Genomic DNA, 15,387 nt, shown 5'->3' on the forward strand with positions numbered 1-15,387 from the left:
GAAGGAAAAATCAATGTCTAATCAAGAATACACCTTTCAAACCGAAATCAACCAGCTTTTGGATTTGATGATCCACTCTTTGTATTCCAATAAAGAGATTTTTTTAAGGGAGTTGATTTCTAACGCGAGCGACGCTTTGGATAAGCTCAATTATTTGATGCTAACCGATGAGAAATTAAAAGGGCTGAATATCACGCCTAGCATTCATTTGAGTTTTGATAGCCAGAAAAAAACCTTAAGCGTTAAAGATAATGGTATAGGCATGGATAAAAGCGATCTCATCGAGCATTTAGGCACGATCGCTAAATCAGGCACGAAGAGTTTTTTAAGTGCTTTGAGTGGGGATAAGAAAAAAGACAGCGCTTTGATTGGCCAATTTGGCGTGGGCTTTTATTCGGCGTTTATGGTAGCGAGTAAAATTGTCGTTCAAACCAAAAAAGTAACCAGCGATCAAGCTTATGCGTGGGTGAGCGATGGTAAGGGCAAGTTTGAAATTAATGAATGCATCAAAGAGGAGCAAGGCACAGAAATCACTCTCTTTTTAAAAGATGAAGACGCTAATTTTGCGAGCCGTTGGGAGATTGATAGCATTGTTAAAAAGTATTCTGAGCATATCCCTTTCCCTATTTTTTTAACTTACACTGATACGAAATTAGAAGGCGAAGGGGATCATAAAAAAGAAGTTAAAGAAGAAAAATGTGAGCAAATCAATCAAGCGAGCGCTTTATGGAAAATGAATAAAAGCGAGTTGAAAGACAAGGATTACAAAGACTTTTACCAATCGTTTGCACATGATAACAGCGAGCCTTTGAGTTATATCCACAATAAAGTGGAAGGCTCTTTAGAATACACAACGCTTTTTTACATCCCTAGCAAGGCGCCCTTTGACATGTTTAGGGTGGATTATAAAAGCGGGGTCAAGCTCTATGTTAAAAGGGTGTTTATCACCGATGATGATAAAGAATTGCTGCCGTCTTATTTGAGATTTATTAAAGGCGTGATTGACAGCGAAGATTTACCCTTGAATGTGAGCCGTGAAATCTTGCAACAAAACAAGATTTTAGCCAATATCCGTTCGGCTTCAGTGAAAAAGATTTTGGGCGAGATTGAAAAATTAAGCAAGGATAAGGAGAATTACCATAAATTCTATGAGCCTTTTGGGAAAGTGTTAAAAGAAGGCTTGTATGGGGATTTTGAAAACAAAGAAAAACTATTGGAATTGTTGAGATTCTATTCTAAAGACAAAGAAAAATGGATTTCTTTAAAAGAATACAAAGAGAATCTAAAAGAAAATCAAAAAAGCATTTACTACCTTTTGGGCGAAAATTTGGATTTACTAAAGGCGTCCCCGATTTTAGAAAAATACGCTCAAAAAGGCTATGATGTCTTGTTATTGAGCGATGAAATTGATGCGTTTGTGATGCCAAGCGTGAATGAATACGACAAAACGCCCTTTAGAGATGCTAGCCATAGCGAGAGCCTAAAAGAGCTTGGTTTGGAAGAAATTAATGATGAGGTGAAAAACCAGTTTAAAGATTTAATAAAAGCGTTTGAAGAAAATCTTAAAGATGAGATTAAGGGCGTGGAGCTTTCTAACCATCTCACTTCAGCGGTGGCTTTAATAGGCGATGAGCAAAATGCGATGATGGCTAATTTCATGCGTCAAATGGGGCAAAGCGTGCCTGAAAGCAAAAAAACTTTGGAATTAAACCCTAACCATGCGATTTTGCAAAAACTCTTAAAATGCGAAGACAAAGAGCAGTTGAGCGCTTTTATTTGGCTGCTTTATGATGGGGCAAAACTTTTAGAAAAAGGGGCTTTAAAAGACGCCAAAAGCTTTAATGAACGCTTAAACAGCGTGCTATTGAAAGCGTTGTAGGGGTTAAACCCTTGGGGTTTAAGCAGCGCTTTAAACCCTTTAAACACCAATCTAAAAACGGCGTTTGAAATGAATGTAATAAAAGCCTTTATTTAAAAAGATTAGCTTGTGGGGTTGCTTTCATTAAAACATTAAAAAGCATCAAAGCTAGCTAAACACAGCGTTTAGCTTGACTTGATTAAGACTAAAATTCTATTTTTAATTCCTTAAGAGCGTCGCATGCTTCTTTAACGCCTAATTTACAGCCTTTTTTAAAGTTTTCTACCGCTTGTTTTTCATCCTTTGTTGTGCCTTGGGCGTTGTATTGCATAACCCCTAAATTATAACACCCCTTATCATCGTTCAACTCGCATGCTTTAGAATAATGAGCGATAGCTTCTTTAAAATTCTTTGTTACACTATACACATATCCTGCATTAATACACCCTGGGCTGTCTTTTAAATTGCACGCTTTTTCATACAAATCAAGAGCTTTTTTCAAATTCTTAGGTGTGTCTTTGTCACAATGATAGAAGCTTCCTAATACCGTACACCCTTCAGCATGTTTTAAGTCGCAAGCTCTAGTAAAATATTCTAAAGATTTTTTAACATCTTTGGTTACCACTTTACCATCATCGTAAATCAACCCTAATTTCACACACCTCTTAGCATGTTTCAAATCGCAAGATTTAGAGTAATATTGTAAGGCTTTATTGATATTTTGAGACACATCTTGTCCTTTATAATACAACTCACCTAATAAATAACACCCATCGCTATAATTTAAATCGCACGCCTTAGTAAAAAATTGAAAGGCTTTTTTCAAATCTTTTTCCACCCCATACCCCTCATAATAATATGCCCCTAAATTAGAACACGCATGACCATCGTTTAATTCACACGCTTTTTCATACAAAGCGAGAGCCTTTTTTAAATTCTTAGGTGTGCCTACGCCTGTATCATGTATAATTCCTAACACCGCACACCCTTCAGCGTATTTTAGATCGCAAGATTTAGAGTAATATTGTAAGGCTCTTTTGGCGTCTTTAGACACGCCTCGTCCACTATAATGTAAATTGCCTAATAAATGACACCCCGAACCATCATTTAATTCACAACCTTTGGTGTAAAATTGAATGGCTTTCTTCAAGTCTTTTCCCACTCCTTTCCCATCTTCATAGAACGCCCCTAAAAAAACACACCCAAAGCCATTTTGTAACTCACAAGCTTTTTCAAAATATTTCTTAGCTTGAGTGAAATCTTGCTTATCGTAACCCTCTATGCCTAAATTGACAAGCTCTTCAGCATTCGGATCTGCCATTAGCCCTTTAAACACAACGCCCCCAAACACAAGACCCTAAAAAGGCTTTTTTAACGCTTCCTAGCATGATATACCCCTATTAAAAATGCAATACTCTAATTCTAATCAAATATTGATGAAATAAGGAAAAAATTATTTTTCTACTAATAATTGCGTGTCAATGCTTGAGCTTGATTATTACACTAAAAGGGATACTAGTAAAGATTGTATTAAAAGATTTTAAAAAGTTGATTGAGCCACCACCCTTTTAAGAGTGGCTTTGGTAAAAAACCTTTAAAGCATATTTTTTTACAAGTGATCCCTATTATAGCAAGCTCTATTGCCGTTGTCAAGCATTGCCCTACTCTATAAAGCTATGATAAATGGACGCTAACGCGCTAAAGCTTGAGTTGTATCCCTTTATCCTGCACTCAAGCCCTCTAAAACCCCTAAAAACACTTTTTCTAAAAGCTCTAATTCTTTCAAGCTCACCCTTTCATCAATGGCATGGATCCTGTCGTTAATAACGCCAAATTCCACCACTTCTACACCATAAGCGCTAAAAAATCGTGCATCGCTCGTGCCGCCTTTGGTGTTTAAAAGGGGGGTGGTGCGGCATGTTTTTAAAATATTTTCTTTTAAAACGCTGGTGAGTTTTGAATGAGAAGCGCTGATGAAAGGCGAACTGCTTGACTCTAATTCTAAAGTGTAAGACATGCCTTTTAAAACCTTTTCTAAATACTCTTTCAAACTTTCTTTAGTGGTTTTTAAAGAATGGCGCACATTGAAAATAATTTCTACGCTTGCCGGTGTAACATTGTTCGCCCCTAACCCTGCATGCAAGTTGGTGATGACTAATTTTGAAGGGTCAAAATACTCATCGCCATTGTCTAAATGAACTCCTGAAATTAAGGGCAAAACCGAAGCGAGCGCGTCAATAGGGTTTTGGCATTTTTGCGGGTAAGCCACATGCCCTTGAATGCCTTTTAAAACGAGTTTGCCATTAATAGAGCCTCTTCGGCCAATTTTAATGCTATCGCCTAAATTTTTTTCGCAAGTGGGTTCAGCCACAATGGCCATATCGGGCAACAAATCTTTTTCTTTGAGCTTTTCTAGCATGAGTTTAGTGCCAAAAATCCCTGGCCCTTCTTCATCGCTTGTGAGTAAAATAGAAAGCAAAAAAGGGGTTTTAGGGTTAAATTGTAGACTCGCACTCAAAAACGCCCCCACGCCCCCTTTCATGTCTTGCGCCCCACGGCCGTATAAAAACCCTTCTTTAATGGTGGGTTTAAAGGGATCGCTTTGCCAATGGTTTCCAGGAGGCACGACATCAATATGCCCTGCAAAGCAAAAATGCAAGGGCTTGATTTCCTCTTTTGCATGTTCTTTTTTTTCATGTTTCTCTTTTGCATGCTCTTTGGGAGGGTTAAAAACTCGGTATAAAAAAAGGTTTTTCACGCCATTTTTTTCACATTCTAAAACTTCAAAATGAGGAAAAAGCGATTTAATGTATTCAAAAATACCGCACTCTTGGGGCGTGATAGTGGGGTAGCTGATGAGCTTTTGGGTGATTTCTAAAGCGTCCATTCAAAATCCTTTAAGAGTTTTTTCTCAAATGAATGTATAAATGCAAAACATCTAAATTCGCCGGGGTGATCCCGCTGATTTCTGAAGCTTCAAAAAGGCTTTTGGGGCGGAATTTTTCTAACTTTTCTACCGCTTCTAAACTAAGGCCTGGAATGCCTTTGAACACAAAATCTTTAGGGATAGAAACCTTGAGCATGCTGTCCATTTTAGCGATATTTTCGTGTTGCTTTTCAATATAAATATTATACTTGCATTCAATTTTGATTTGCTCTAAAACCCGCTCGTTTAAAGGGGCTAAAAAGCTAAAAAAGGAGCGCATTTTTTCCAAGCTAAAACTATCGCGCGCTAAAAGGCCAACCCCATCAACCTTGTCATTGATAGGGTTTTCGTCTAATTCGTTCAAGCGTTTTAACGCTTCTTTACTAGGGGTAAGAATGCATTCTTTAAGGCGTTTCAAATTTTCTTGTATTGCTTGTTTGTCTTTTTCCAATTCCTTATAAAAATCTTCTTCCATAAGCCCTAAACGATAGGCATGCTCGCCTAACCTAAAGAGCGTGTTGTCTTCTCTTAAAAGCAAGCGGTATTCGGCCCGGCTGGTAAACATTCTGTAAGGCTCATTCGTGCCTTTAGTAACCAAATCATCAATCAAAACGCCGATATAGGCTTCATTACGCTTCAAAATAAAGGGGGCTTGATTCTTTAGGGCTAACACCGCATTAATCCCAGCCATAAGCCCTTGAGCTGCCGCTTCTTCATAGCCCGTAGTCCCATTGATTTGCCCGGCTAAATAAAGCCCTTTGATTTTTTTAGTTTCTAAAGTGTGGGTTAATTCCGTAGGCTGGATAAAATCATACTCTATCGCATAGCCATAGCGCGTGATAAGGGCGTTTTCTAAGCCTTTGATAGAATGAATGACTTTTTCTTGCACATCTAGGGGTAAGGAGGTGCTTAAGCCGTTGATATAATATTCGCTTTTATGAATGGTTTGAGGCTCTAAAAAGAGCTGGTGTCGTTCTTTTTCGCTGAAGCGGTTGATTTTATCTTCAATGCTAGGGCAATACCTGGGGCCTATGCCTTCAATTTGGCCGCTAAAAAGGGGGGCTCGGTGGAAATTATCCCTAATGATTTGGTGGGTAATAGGGTTAGTGTAAGTGATGAAACAAGAAAGCTGGGTGGGGTTAAAATCTTTGGTTTTATAGCTGAAATAGGGAGGGTTTGTGTCCCCAAAATGCTCTTCTAATCCTTCAAAATTAATGCTATTGCCCGCCACTCTAGGGCAAGTGCCGGTTTTTAACCTTTCTACCTTAAAGCCAAGCTCTCTTAAATTCAAAGCTAAAGAATTAGAAGCGTTTTCCCCAAAGCGCCCGTTTTGGTTTTGGTGCTCGCCAATATGGACCACCCCTTTTAAAAAAGTGCCTGTAGTGATGATCACTTTTTTAGCTCTGTAAGTGTTATTAATGTTTGTGGTTACGCCCACTACCTCATCGTTTTCAAGGATTAAACTTTCAGTCATTTCTTGAGAGACGCTCAAATTAGGGGTGTTTAAGACAAGATTCCTTGCAAAAATGCGGTAAGTGTCCATATCAATTTGCGCTCTAGTCCCCCTAACCGCCGGCCCTTTAGAAGCGTTTAACACACGATATTGCAAACCGCTATGATCGGTAATAATCCCCATAGCCCCCCCTAAAACATCCACTTCTTTAGTCAAATGCCCTTTACCCAAGCCTCCAATAGCTGGATTACAACTCGCCAAACCGATCGTGTCTATGAGCATGGTGATTAAATGCACTCTAGCTCCCATTTTAGCCGCAATCAAGCTCGCTTCAATGCCCGCATGCCCCCCACCAACCACTAAAATATCACTTTCTTTTACCACTCTTTTTCCTATTCTAGTATGATTTTTCTAAAATCTTAGTTTTGAAAAAGTTTTATTGTAGCATGGAGGTTAGTAATTTTAAAGGGTAAAACACTATGGAAAATCATTCGCATGCTAATACGCATACAGATACGCACACCGATGATAAGATCACTAAGATCGTGCGCTTGTTGGGGTTAATAGGGGGGGTGTTAATCGCGCTTATCATCTATTACGCTTTAAACGCTCAAATGCCTCATATTGTAGAAGAAATCCCCAAGCTTAATGCTTTAAATCATAAAGCGATGCCTGTTGTGGCGGGGGTGGCTGTTTTAATGGGGATATGGTGGATGACAGAAGCCATTGACTTGCCTGCAACCGCGCTTTTACCTTTGGTGCTTTTTAGCGTCTTCAGCGTGGATCAATTCGCTAGCGTCAGTTCTTCTTACGCATCGCCCATTATTTTCCTTTTTATGGGAGGGTTTATTCTGGCTTTAAGCATGCAAAAATGGAATTTGCACACGCGCATTGCTTTAAGCATCATTCTATTGGTAGGCACAAGCCCTAGAAGGTTGATTTTAGGTTTTATGATCGCTACAGGCTTTTTGTCCATGTGGGTGAGCAATACCGCAACGGCGGTGATGATGTTTCCTGTTGGCATGAGCGTGTTGCAATTAGTCGCTAAGCTTGTGGGTAAAGAAAACGCTTCTAACCCAATTTTTAAAAAAGAAGAAATCACCAAAGCGCATGGGGGCATTATGAGTAATATTGCGCATAAGGGCAAAGATATTACCCAAGTGATTCAAGAAAAAACCACCATTTATCGCACGAATTTCAGTATTTGTTTGATGCTTGGCATCGCTTATTCCGCTTCCATTGGCTCTTTAGGCACTCTCATTGGCACGCCGCCTAACGCTTTATTGGCCGGCTATATGAAAACCGCTTTCAACATTGAAATTGATTTCGCTCAATGGATGGTGTTCGGGACGCCGTTAGCCTTTATCATGCTTATTTTAGCGTGGCTCTTGCTCACTTATGTGATTTTCCCTTTAAAGATTAAAGAAATCCCGGGGGGTAAGGAAGTCGTTAGGCTAGAGTTAAACAAATTAGGCCGTTTGAGTCAAGCGGAAATCTCTGTGGGGATTCTTTTTATCTTAGCGTCTTTAGGGTGGATTTTTTTAGATACGATTTTAAAATCTTGGGGCATTAAGATAGATAAGATTGATTCGGTGATCGCTATGGGGGTTTCTGCGCTTTTATTCATTTTGCCCGCTAACAATCAGGGTGAAAGGCTCATTGAGTGGGACACTGCCAAAAAACTCCCTTGGGACGTGTTGCTTTTATTTGGCGGAGGGTTAGCGTTGAGCGCGCAATTTTCTAAAACCGGGTTGAGTTTGTGGATCGGGCATTTGGTTTCTGGCTTTTCGCATTTACCGATTTTATTCATCATTGTTTTGGTTACTTTAATGGTCATTTTCTTAACCGAAATCACTTCCAACACCGCCACCGCTGCAGCGTTTTTACCGGTGATTGGGGGGGTTGCGATGGGCATGGGCTATGAAAATCATCAGAGCTTGTTATTGACCATTCCTGTGGCCTTGAGCGCGACTTGCGCGTTCATGCTCCCTGTGGCCACCCCACCCAATGCGATAGCTTATGGCTCTGGGTATGTTAAAATAACGGATATGATTAAAGCCGGTTTGTGGCTCAATCTGGTAGGAGTTGTTTTGATCAGCGCGTTTAGCTATGGTTTAGTTTCATTGATTTTTAATTGATTAAGGAAGAAAGTGAAAGAAGGACTATTTAAAGAAAAGTCTCGTTACATTACAGGGGCTATTTTAATCATTGTGGCAGGCTTGATTTTGTATGCGGACAATTTGTTGTTGTTTTGGGCAGTTTTAGGGGGAATTTATGTGATAGGGTTTTCTGAAGCGTTAAGGTTGTTTCAAGTTAAAGCGGGCTTTAGTTTGTATCTCATTTTAGTGTTGTCATGGGTAGCGGCGTATTTTAACGGGCGCCCTATAGAATGCGCTTTAATAGGCGCGATAGTCATGGCTAGCATCATCGCTTATCAAAAAACGCACCATAGCGAAGCCATTTTACCCTTTTTATACCCGGGTATTGGGTTTTTTGCGCTTTTTGGGGTTTATAAGGATTTTGGCGCAGTAGCGATCATTTGGCTTTTAGTCGTGGTGGTTGCAAGCGATGTGGGGGCGTTTTTTGGAGGCAAGCTTTTAGGTAAAACCCCTTTCACGCCCACTTCACCGAATAAGACTTTAGAAGGTGCATTGATTGGCGTTGTTGCAGGGAGTGTTTTGGGGTCGTTTGTGGGCATGGGGAAATTGAGCGGAGGCTTTTTTATGGCGCTTTTCTTTAGTTTTTTAATCGCTCTTATGGCAGTGTTTGGGGATTTGTATGAAAGCTATTTGAAAAGAAAAGTTGGGATCAAAGATAGCGGTAAGATTTTACCCGGGCATGGGGGGGTTTTAGATAGATTGGATTCCATGCTTTTTGGGGCTTTGAGCTTGCATGTGTTGTTGTATTTTTTAGAAGTTTGGAAAGAAACGGCGGTGTTTTTAGGGGATTGAATGGTTGTTTTAGGAAGCACCGGCTCTATTGGGAAAAACGCCCTAAAAATCGCAACAAAGTTTGGCGTAGAAATAGAAGCGTTGAGTTGCGGGAAAAATATCGCTTTAATCAATGAGCAAATCCAAGTTTTCAAGCCCAAGAAAGTGGCGATTTTAGATCCTAGCGATTTGAAATTCTTAGAGCCTTTGGGCGCGAAAGTGTTTGTGGGGCTAGATGGCATTGATGCGATGATAGAAGAGTGCGCTTCCAATTTAGTCCTTAACGCTATTGTGGGCGTGGCAGGATTGAAAGCGAGCTTTAAAAGCCTACAAAGGAATAAAAAACTAGCCCTAGCGAATAAAGAAAGTTTAGTGAGTGCTGGGCATTTATTAGATGTTTCACAAATCACGCCCGTTGATAGCGAGCATTTTGGCTTGTGGGCGTTGTTGCAAAACAAGGCTTTAAAACCCAAATCTTTGATCATTAGCGCGAGTGGGGGGGCTTTTAGGGACACGCCTTTAGAATTAATCCCTACTCAAAGCGTTCAAAACGCACTCAAGCACCCTAATTGGAGCATGGGATCTAAAATCACCATTGATTCAGCGAGCATGGTCAATAAGCTTTTTGAAGTTTTAGAAACTTATTGGCTTTTTGGCACGTCTTTAAAGATTGATGCGCTCATTGAAAGGAATTCTATCGTGCATGCTTTGGTGGAGTTTGAAGATAATTCTATGATTGCGCATTTAGCGAGCGCGGACATGAAATTGCCCATAAGCTATGCGATTAACCCTAAATTAGCTTCTGTGAGCGCTTCCATTAAGCCTTTAGATTTATACGCTTTAGGCGCGATTAAGTTTGAGCCAATTGATTTAGAGCGCTACACTTTGTGGCGTTATAAAGATTTGCTGTTAGAAAACCCAAAGCTTGGGGTGGTATTGAATGCGAGCAATGAAGTCGCGATAAAGAAGTTTTTGAATCAAGAAATCGCCTTTGGAGGCCTTATTCAAATCATTTCTCAAGCCTTGGAATTATACGCTAAAATGCCTTTCAAGCTCTCTAGTTTAGACGAAGTGCTGGAATTAGACAAAGAAGTTAGGGAGCGTTTGGCCTAAAGTGTAGCAAGAGTGTAGTATAATAGGGTTTTGCTTATGGTAGCGTTTGATTATTAGGAGTTTTTATGGGATTAAAAAATGCAATCAAGGGTTTTATTAAAGAGAGGATGCCTTTTGTGGTGAGATGTGTTCGTAGTTTTAAGGGGGTCAAAGACACTCATGATGGGAACGCTTATTATGAAATCAATCGTGAAATTAAGGAAATGTTAGACGCTAAAAAACTTCATTCTCTTCAAGAAAAAGCTTTATTCAACCATGACCATCAAGAAAGCGTGTTTTTAGATATTGCCTCTTTAAATAATGAAAGTTTCATTGAACGCAACAAGAGTATTTATAAAAATAGTTCTTTTAATTATAATTATGGGGGGGGGGCATTTAGCAGATAGGATTATCCATCCCACTTTAACTTTACCCAATCCCACGCATTCGGGTTATTTTGACTATGATCAAAAAAGTCAAAACCCTAAAAGCCCTTTAAACCCATGGGCTTTTATTAGAGTTAAAAATGAAATCCCCACCTTAGAAGAGAGTTTGTTTTCCATGCTTCCTGCCATTCAAAGGGGGGTCATTGGTTTTAATGATTGCAATGATGGATCTAAAGAAGTGGTTTTAGAATTTTGTAAAAAATTCCCTTCGTTTATCCCTATCAGCTATCCTTATGAAGTCATTCTAAAAAATTGCCCGAGTTTATGACACCAACTTTATCATTACTATAATTATGTGCTTTCTTTCATCCCTAAAAATGAGTGGGTTATTAAAATTGATGTCGATCATATCTATGACGCTAAGAAGCTTTATGAAAGTTTTTATATCCCCAAAAACACCAAAGAGGTTGTGATGTATTCACGCATTAATTTTGTGGTGCAAGATCTTGAAGTGTTTATTCGTAATGATGGGGATTTTGGGTTTTTAGACGCATGGGAAGATCATTGGTTATTGTATAATGATTGTGAGCCTTTTGAAATTTGGCAACACAATGATGAGAGTTATGAAGTCCTAAAGCTTAAAGATAAACACCATATTAAAGATAGAGAAATGGTGCAATGGCATTTCCCTTTGGCTAAAAAGAGGCGAAACGCTATCGTTTATGATGATCTAATTCCTTTAAAAGAATTTAAAAAACGCCATGCCGATTTGATAGGCGCAAGGATTGAAGAAAGCATGTTAGATGAAAAGAGGATTTTAGAGATGTATCAAAAATTCCGCTTGCCTTAAATTCGTTTTGACGCTCAATAACCAACTTTTACTAGGTTTAATTAAACCTAATAAAAACGCAGTTTATTTCCTCACAAACTGCTTGTATAAAAATTCCTTCCTCCCTATGGCGATGATATGGTTGCGCATTTTGTCATGCAAATCGCCTAAGAAAAAAGGGGCTTTTAAAGCGAGTTTAGGAATATCTAAAGCATACACTTGGATAAGGTAATGATGATCGCCATTAGGGGGCATGGGGCCGATATAAACGCTGTTGTTGAGGTTGGAGCGTTGTTTTTCGCTTTCATTGAGAGAGGAGCGCATAAAGCCTTGAGTGAGCGAATTGACCCCTTGAATAATCCTTTTATCCATCATGGAAGCATTTTCTTCTAAAACATTGTGAGGAATATTGCCCACAACCCAATGGACAAACGGCATGCCACACACTTTTTGAGCGTCATGATCGATGAGCTCTAACGCATAGCTTTGAGCGCCTTCTACTTTTTGCCATGAGATTTTAGGCGAATAAGTGGGTAAGCCGTTTGGATTGAGAAAACCTCTAGGAGCGTTACCGCCAAATTTAGCGTCTAAATACCCTTGCGAATCGGTTTGAATCATTACTTCAAAAGTTTTCATTTTAAGCCCTTTTTTTGAAATTATTTTGTTCTTATTGTAACATATCGTGGGTTTTAAAATGCATGCGAATTTGGAGTATGATACTAGAATAATTATTTTTAATAGTTAAACAACGATTTATTTTGGGTTATTACCATTGAAAGCATGGAAAGTAAAATAAATCATTTGAGTGCCAAGATAGACGCACTATTGGAACAGCAAAAAAGAGTGATTTCGCTACTAGAAACTTATTTGAGCGTTTATCCCACACCCCAAGAGGCTTCAAATAGGTTTTTTAAAAGCGTTAATCAAGGGATGGAGTTGGCCCCAGAAATCGCTCAAGAAGATGAAGAAAAACGCCTTTATGTGTTGCAATACTTAAGCCATGTGGATATTACTAAAAACAAGCAGGACTCCCAGCTCAAAAAAGATTGTTTGGAATTTATCCAAAGGTTTAATATCCCAAAGCCCATTATCATCACCGCTCTTTATAACCTTAAAGGCATTAAGCCCACGAAAAAGGAAGTCGCAAAACAATTGCAAAAACTCTATGTGTGGGAGAAGCGTTACCAACAAGGGGGGATAGACGCTTTGAAAGACAGGCGTGGAAGACCCCTTAAAAAAACTTGAGCGAGTTTGTAGTGGCTTTGGTTTTAATGGAGGGATGTTCGCATTTCTCAAAATGTTTTTAAAATTCATCTTATTTTTAAGTTAAAATTAAGAAAATATCTTGTATTTAATCATAATTTAACCTAGATAAGAAATCTATGCAAAATTTTTAAGGAGAACACTCATTTGTTACAACGAATTTATTTAGACAATAACGCTACAACCAAGATTGACCCTAAAGTCAAAGAAATCATGGATCCTTTTTTAAGGGATCATTATGGGAATCCTAGCTCTTTGCACCAGTTTGGCACCGAAACCCATCCGGCCATTGCAGAAGCGCTAGACAAGCTTTATAAGGGTATTAACGCTAGGGATATAGACGATGTGATCATCACTTCTTGCGCGACAGAAAGCAATAATTGGGTTTTAAAGGGCGTGTATTTTGATGAATGCTTGAAAAAAGGCAAAAACCATATTATTACCACGGTTGCAGAGCATCCGGCAGTGCGATCCACTTGCAATTTTTTAGAAAGCTTGGGGGTAGAGGTAACTTACTTGCCTATCAATGAGCATGGGAGTATCACCGCAGATCAAGTCAAAGAAGCGATCACAGAAAAAACCGCTTTAGTGAGCGTGATGTGGGCGAATAATGAAACCGGTCTCATTTTCCCTATTGAAGAAATTGGGGCTATTTGTAAACAAAAGGGCGTGTTATTCCATACCGATGCCGTGCAAGCGATTGGTAAAATCCCTGTAGATGTAATAAAAGCGAATGCGGATTTCCTTTCTTTTAGCGCGCACAAGTTTCATGGGCCTAAAGGCATTGGGGGGCTGTATATTAGAAGCGGGGTGGGATTGACCCCTCTTTTTCATGGAGGCGAGCATATGAATGGCAGGCGCAGCGGGACTTTGAATGTGCCTTATATTGTGGGCATGGGCGAAGCGATGAGGTTAGCCGTAGAGCATTTAGACTATGAAAAAGAAGTGGTGGGGAAATTGCGCGACAAATTAGAAGAAGCGCTTTTGAAAATCCCTGATGTGATGGTGGTGGGCGATCGCATCCATCGTGTGCCTAACACGACTTTAATCAGCGTGAGAGGGATTGAAGGAGAGGCCATGCTTTGGGATTTAAACCGCTCTAATATCGCCGCTTCTACAGGGAGCGCATGCGCGAGTGAGGATTTAGAGGCTAATCCGGTGATGGTGGCGATTGGAGCGAGTAAAGAGTTGGCTCATACCGCTATCAGGCTTTCATTAAGCCGTTTTAACACGGAAGCTGAAATTGACAAAACGATTGAAGTTTTCTCTCAAGCGGCTACAAGATTGAGAAACATTTCAAGCTCTTATTAAAATATTAATAAAGGAATTAAAATGGCAAAACATGATTTAGTGGGATCAGCCCTTTGGGACGCGTATTCTAAAGAAGTTCAAAGGCGCATGGATAACCCTACGCATTTAGGGGTCATCACAGAAGAGCAGGCTAAAGCCAAAAACGCTAAGCTCATTGTGGCGGATTATGGCGCAGAAGCATGCGGGGATGCGGTGAGGTTGTATTGGCTTGTAGATGAAAGCACGGATACTATTATTGATGCGAAGTTTAAAAGCTTTGGCTGTGGGACTGCGATTGCAAGCTCGGACATGATGGTAGAATTGTGTCTGGGTAAAAGAGTCCAAGATGCGGTAAAAATCACGAATTTAGATGTGGAAAGAGGCTTAAGAGACGATCCGGACACGCCGGCTGTCCCTGGGCAAAAAATGCACTGCTCCGTGATGGCGTATGATGTGATCAAAAAAGCTGCCGGCATGTATTTGGGGAAAAATGCTGAAGATTTTGAAGAAGAAATCATCGTGTGCGAGTGCGCTAGGGTGAGTTTAGGCACGATTAAAGAAGTGATCAGGCTCAATGACTTAAAAAGCGTTGAAGAAATCACTAACTACACCAAAGCCGGGGCTTTTTGTAAAAGCTGCGTGAAACCCGGTGGGCATGAGAAAAGGGATTATTACTTGGTGGATATTCTTAAAGAAGTGCGCGAAGAAATGGAAGCTGAAAAACTTAAAGCCACCGCAAATAAATCCCAAAGTGGGGAGTTGGCTTTCAGGGAAATGACAATGGTTCAAAAGATTAAGGCCGTGGATAAAGTCATTGATGAAAATATCCGCCCTATGCTTGTGATGGATGGGGGGGATTTGGAGATTTTAGACATTAAAGAAAGCGATGATTACATTGATGTGTATATCCGCTACATGGGGGCATGCGATGGGTGCATGAGCGCGACTACCGGAACTTTATTTGCCATTGAAAACGCCTTGCAAGAATTGTTGGATCGTAATATCAGGGTGTTACCCATTTGATGGGGTGGGGGTAAGGCATTCAACACTATTTGTTAGACGCTGTTTATGCTAAGATGCTATTTTCGCTTAAAGCGATTTTTGATGATGATTGAAGGAATTTGATGGAAAACGACAAAAACACAGATGAAACGCACCTAAGGGCAACTAAAAATAAACTAGGACGCAAACCAAAAACAGACGCTAATAAAAAAACTCGCGCTGTGAGCTTGTATTTTTCTGATGAGCAATACCAAAAACTAGAGAAAATGGCTAACGAAGAAGAAGAAAGCGTGGGATCTTATATCAAACGCTATATTTTGAAAGCTTTAAGAAAAATAGAGCAAAATGGCGCTTGATA

At 39.8% G+C, this 15,387-nt stretch carries 13 protein-coding genes and 2 pseudogenes; 10 read left to right on the plus strand and 5 right to left on the minus strand.

Going from position 1 to position 15,387, the window contains the following annotated elements:
• The first annotated feature begins 13 nt into the window (after window positions 1–13).
• Window positions 14–1,879, plus strand: coding sequence for a molecular chaperone HtpG (gene htpG / locus AA977_RS01015; RefSeq protein ID WP_064434234.1), 1,866 nt, complete (start codon window positions 14–16; stop codon window positions 1,877–1,879).
• Between the two features lie 184 nt (window positions 1,880–2,063).
• On the opposite strand, the gene AA977_RS08220 is transcribed toward htpG, so the two are convergent.
• The 4 genes and pseudogenes from AA977_RS08220 to mnmG form a co-directional block, all read right to left on the minus strand.
• The gene (locus AA977_RS08220) at window positions 2,064–2,912 is read right to left on the minus strand and encodes an SEL1-like repeat protein (RefSeq protein WP_436405047.1); all 849 of its coding nucleotides are present in this window, start codon (window positions 2,910–2,912) and stop codon (window positions 2,064–2,066) included.
• A pseudogene (locus AA977_RS08225) lies at window positions 2,901–3,179 on the minus strand (tetratricopeptide repeat protein); the annotation flags it as partial. The gene AA977_RS08220 and the pseudogene AA977_RS08225, both read right to left, overlap by 12 nt.
• A gap of 399 nt (window positions 3,180–3,578) precedes the next feature.
• Complete coding sequence (gene dapE, locus AA977_RS01025; RefSeq protein WP_064434236.1) at window positions 3,579–4,745, minus strand: succinyl-diaminopimelate desuccinylase; 1,167 nt, start codon at window positions 4,743–4,745, stop codon at window positions 3,579–3,581.
• Window positions 4,746–4,755: 10 nt separating this feature from the next.
• Entirely contained in the window at window positions 4,756–6,621 is a 1,866-nt protein-coding gene (mnmG, locus tag AA977_RS01030) for a tRNA uridine-5-carboxymethylaminomethyl(34) synthesis enzyme MnmG (protein WP_064434237.1), read from the minus strand.
• A 95-nt stretch (window positions 6,622–6,716) separates the two neighbouring features.
• Here mnmG and AA977_RS01035 point away from each other — a divergent pair, with 95 nt between their 5' ends.
• From AA977_RS01035 to AA977_RS01055, 5 genes and pseudogenes are all read left to right on the plus strand, one after another.
• Window positions 6,717–8,375 (plus strand): SLC13 family permease, encoded by a 1,659-nt coding sequence (locus AA977_RS01035; RefSeq protein WP_064434238.1) that lies wholly within the window; start codon window positions 6,717–6,719, stop codon window positions 8,373–8,375.
• Between the two features lie 12 nt (window positions 8,376–8,387).
• Complete coding sequence (locus AA977_RS01040) at window positions 8,388–9,188, plus strand: phosphatidate cytidylyltransferase (RefSeq protein WP_064434239.1); 801 nt, start codon at window positions 8,388–8,390, stop codon at window positions 9,186–9,188.
• Window positions 9,189–10,280 (plus strand): 1-deoxy-D-xylulose-5-phosphate reductoisomerase, encoded by a 1,092-nt coding sequence (gene dxr / locus AA977_RS01045; protein ID WP_064434240.1) that lies wholly within the window; start codon window positions 9,189–9,191, stop codon window positions 10,278–10,280.
• Between the two features lie 65 nt (window positions 10,281–10,345).
• Complete coding sequence (locus AA977_RS01050; protein WP_064434241.1) at window positions 10,346–10,666, plus strand: hypothetical protein; 321 nt, start codon at window positions 10,346–10,348, stop codon at window positions 10,664–10,666.
• Window positions 10,641–11,495: pseudogene (locus tag AA977_RS01055) on the plus strand (beta-1,4-N-acetylgalactosamyltransferase). Before AA977_RS01050 ends, AA977_RS01055 begins: the two are co-directional and overlap by 26 nt.
• A gap of 63 nt (window positions 11,496–11,558) precedes the next feature.
• Here the strand turns inward: AA977_RS01055 and AA977_RS01060 are convergent.
• Entirely contained in the window at window positions 11,559–12,110 is a 552-nt protein-coding gene (locus tag AA977_RS01060; RefSeq protein ID WP_064434242.1) for a YbhB/YbcL family Raf kinase inhibitor-like protein, read from the minus strand.
• Between the two features lie 144 nt (window positions 12,111–12,254).
• On the opposite strand from AA977_RS01060, the gene AA977_RS01065 reads away from it, so the two are divergent.
• The 4 genes from AA977_RS01065 (at window position 12,255) to AA977_RS01080 (ending at window position 15,385) form a co-directional block, all read left to right on the plus strand.
• On the plus strand, window positions 12,255–12,719 hold the full coding sequence (locus AA977_RS01065) for a helix-turn-helix domain-containing protein (protein ID WP_064434243.1): 465 nt from the start codon (window positions 12,255–12,257) through the stop codon (window positions 12,717–12,719).
• A gap of 165 nt (window positions 12,720–12,884) precedes the next feature.
• Complete coding sequence (locus tag AA977_RS01070; protein WP_064434244.1) at window positions 12,885–14,048, plus strand: NifS family cysteine desulfurase; 1,164 nt, start codon at window positions 12,885–12,887, stop codon at window positions 14,046–14,048.
• Between the two features lie 21 nt (window positions 14,049–14,069).
• Entirely contained in the window at window positions 14,070–15,050 is a 981-nt protein-coding gene (locus tag AA977_RS01075; RefSeq protein WP_020971900.1) for an iron-sulfur cluster assembly scaffold protein, read from the plus strand.
• Window positions 15,051–15,151: 101 nt separating this feature from the next.
• Entirely contained in the window at window positions 15,152–15,385 is a 234-nt protein-coding gene (locus tag AA977_RS01080) for a ribbon-helix-helix domain-containing protein (protein ID WP_064434245.1), read from the plus strand.
• The last annotated feature ends 2 nt before the right edge of the window (window positions 15,386–15,387 follow it).

It is taken from the genome of Helicobacter pylori (genome assembly GCF_001653455.1).
Classification (GTDB): Bacteria; Campylobacterota; Campylobacteria; order Campylobacterales; family Helicobacteraceae; genus Helicobacter; species Helicobacter pylori_A.

What these genes read in the sequence shown, in the direction of transcription:
- htpG (WP_064434234.1), top strand. Translation starts at nt 14, where the DNA reads ATGTCTAATCAAGAATACACCTTTCAAACCGAAATCAACCAGCTTTTG.
- dapE (WP_064434236.1), bottom strand. Translation starts at nt 4,745, where the DNA reads ATGGACGCTTTAGAAATCACCCAAAAGCTCATCAGCTACCCCACTATC.
- AA977_RS01035 (WP_064434238.1), top strand. Translation starts at nt 6,717, where the DNA reads ATGGAAAATCATTCGCATGCTAATACGCATACAGATACGCACACCGAT.
- dxr (WP_064434240.1), top strand. Translation starts at nt 9,189, where the DNA reads ATGGTTGTTTTAGGAAGCACCGGCTCTATTGGGAAAAACGCCCTAAAA.
- AA977_RS01050 (WP_064434241.1), top strand. Translation starts at nt 10,346, where the DNA reads ATGGGATTAAAAAATGCAATCAAGGGTTTTATTAAAGAGAGGATGCCT.
- AA977_RS01060 (WP_064434242.1), bottom strand. Translation starts at nt 12,110, where the DNA reads ATGAAAACTTTTGAAGTAATGATTCAAACCGATTCGCAAGGGTATTTA.
- AA977_RS01065 (WP_064434243.1), top strand. Translation starts at nt 12,255, where the DNA reads ATGGAAAGTAAAATAAATCATTTGAGTGCCAAGATAGACGCACTATTG.
- AA977_RS01075 (WP_020971900.1), top strand. Translation starts at nt 14,070, where the DNA reads ATGGCAAAACATGATTTAGTGGGATCAGCCCTTTGGGACGCGTATTCT.
- AA977_RS01080 (WP_064434245.1), top strand. Translation starts at nt 15,152, where the DNA reads ATGGAAAACGACAAAAACACAGATGAAACGCACCTAAGGGCAACTAAA.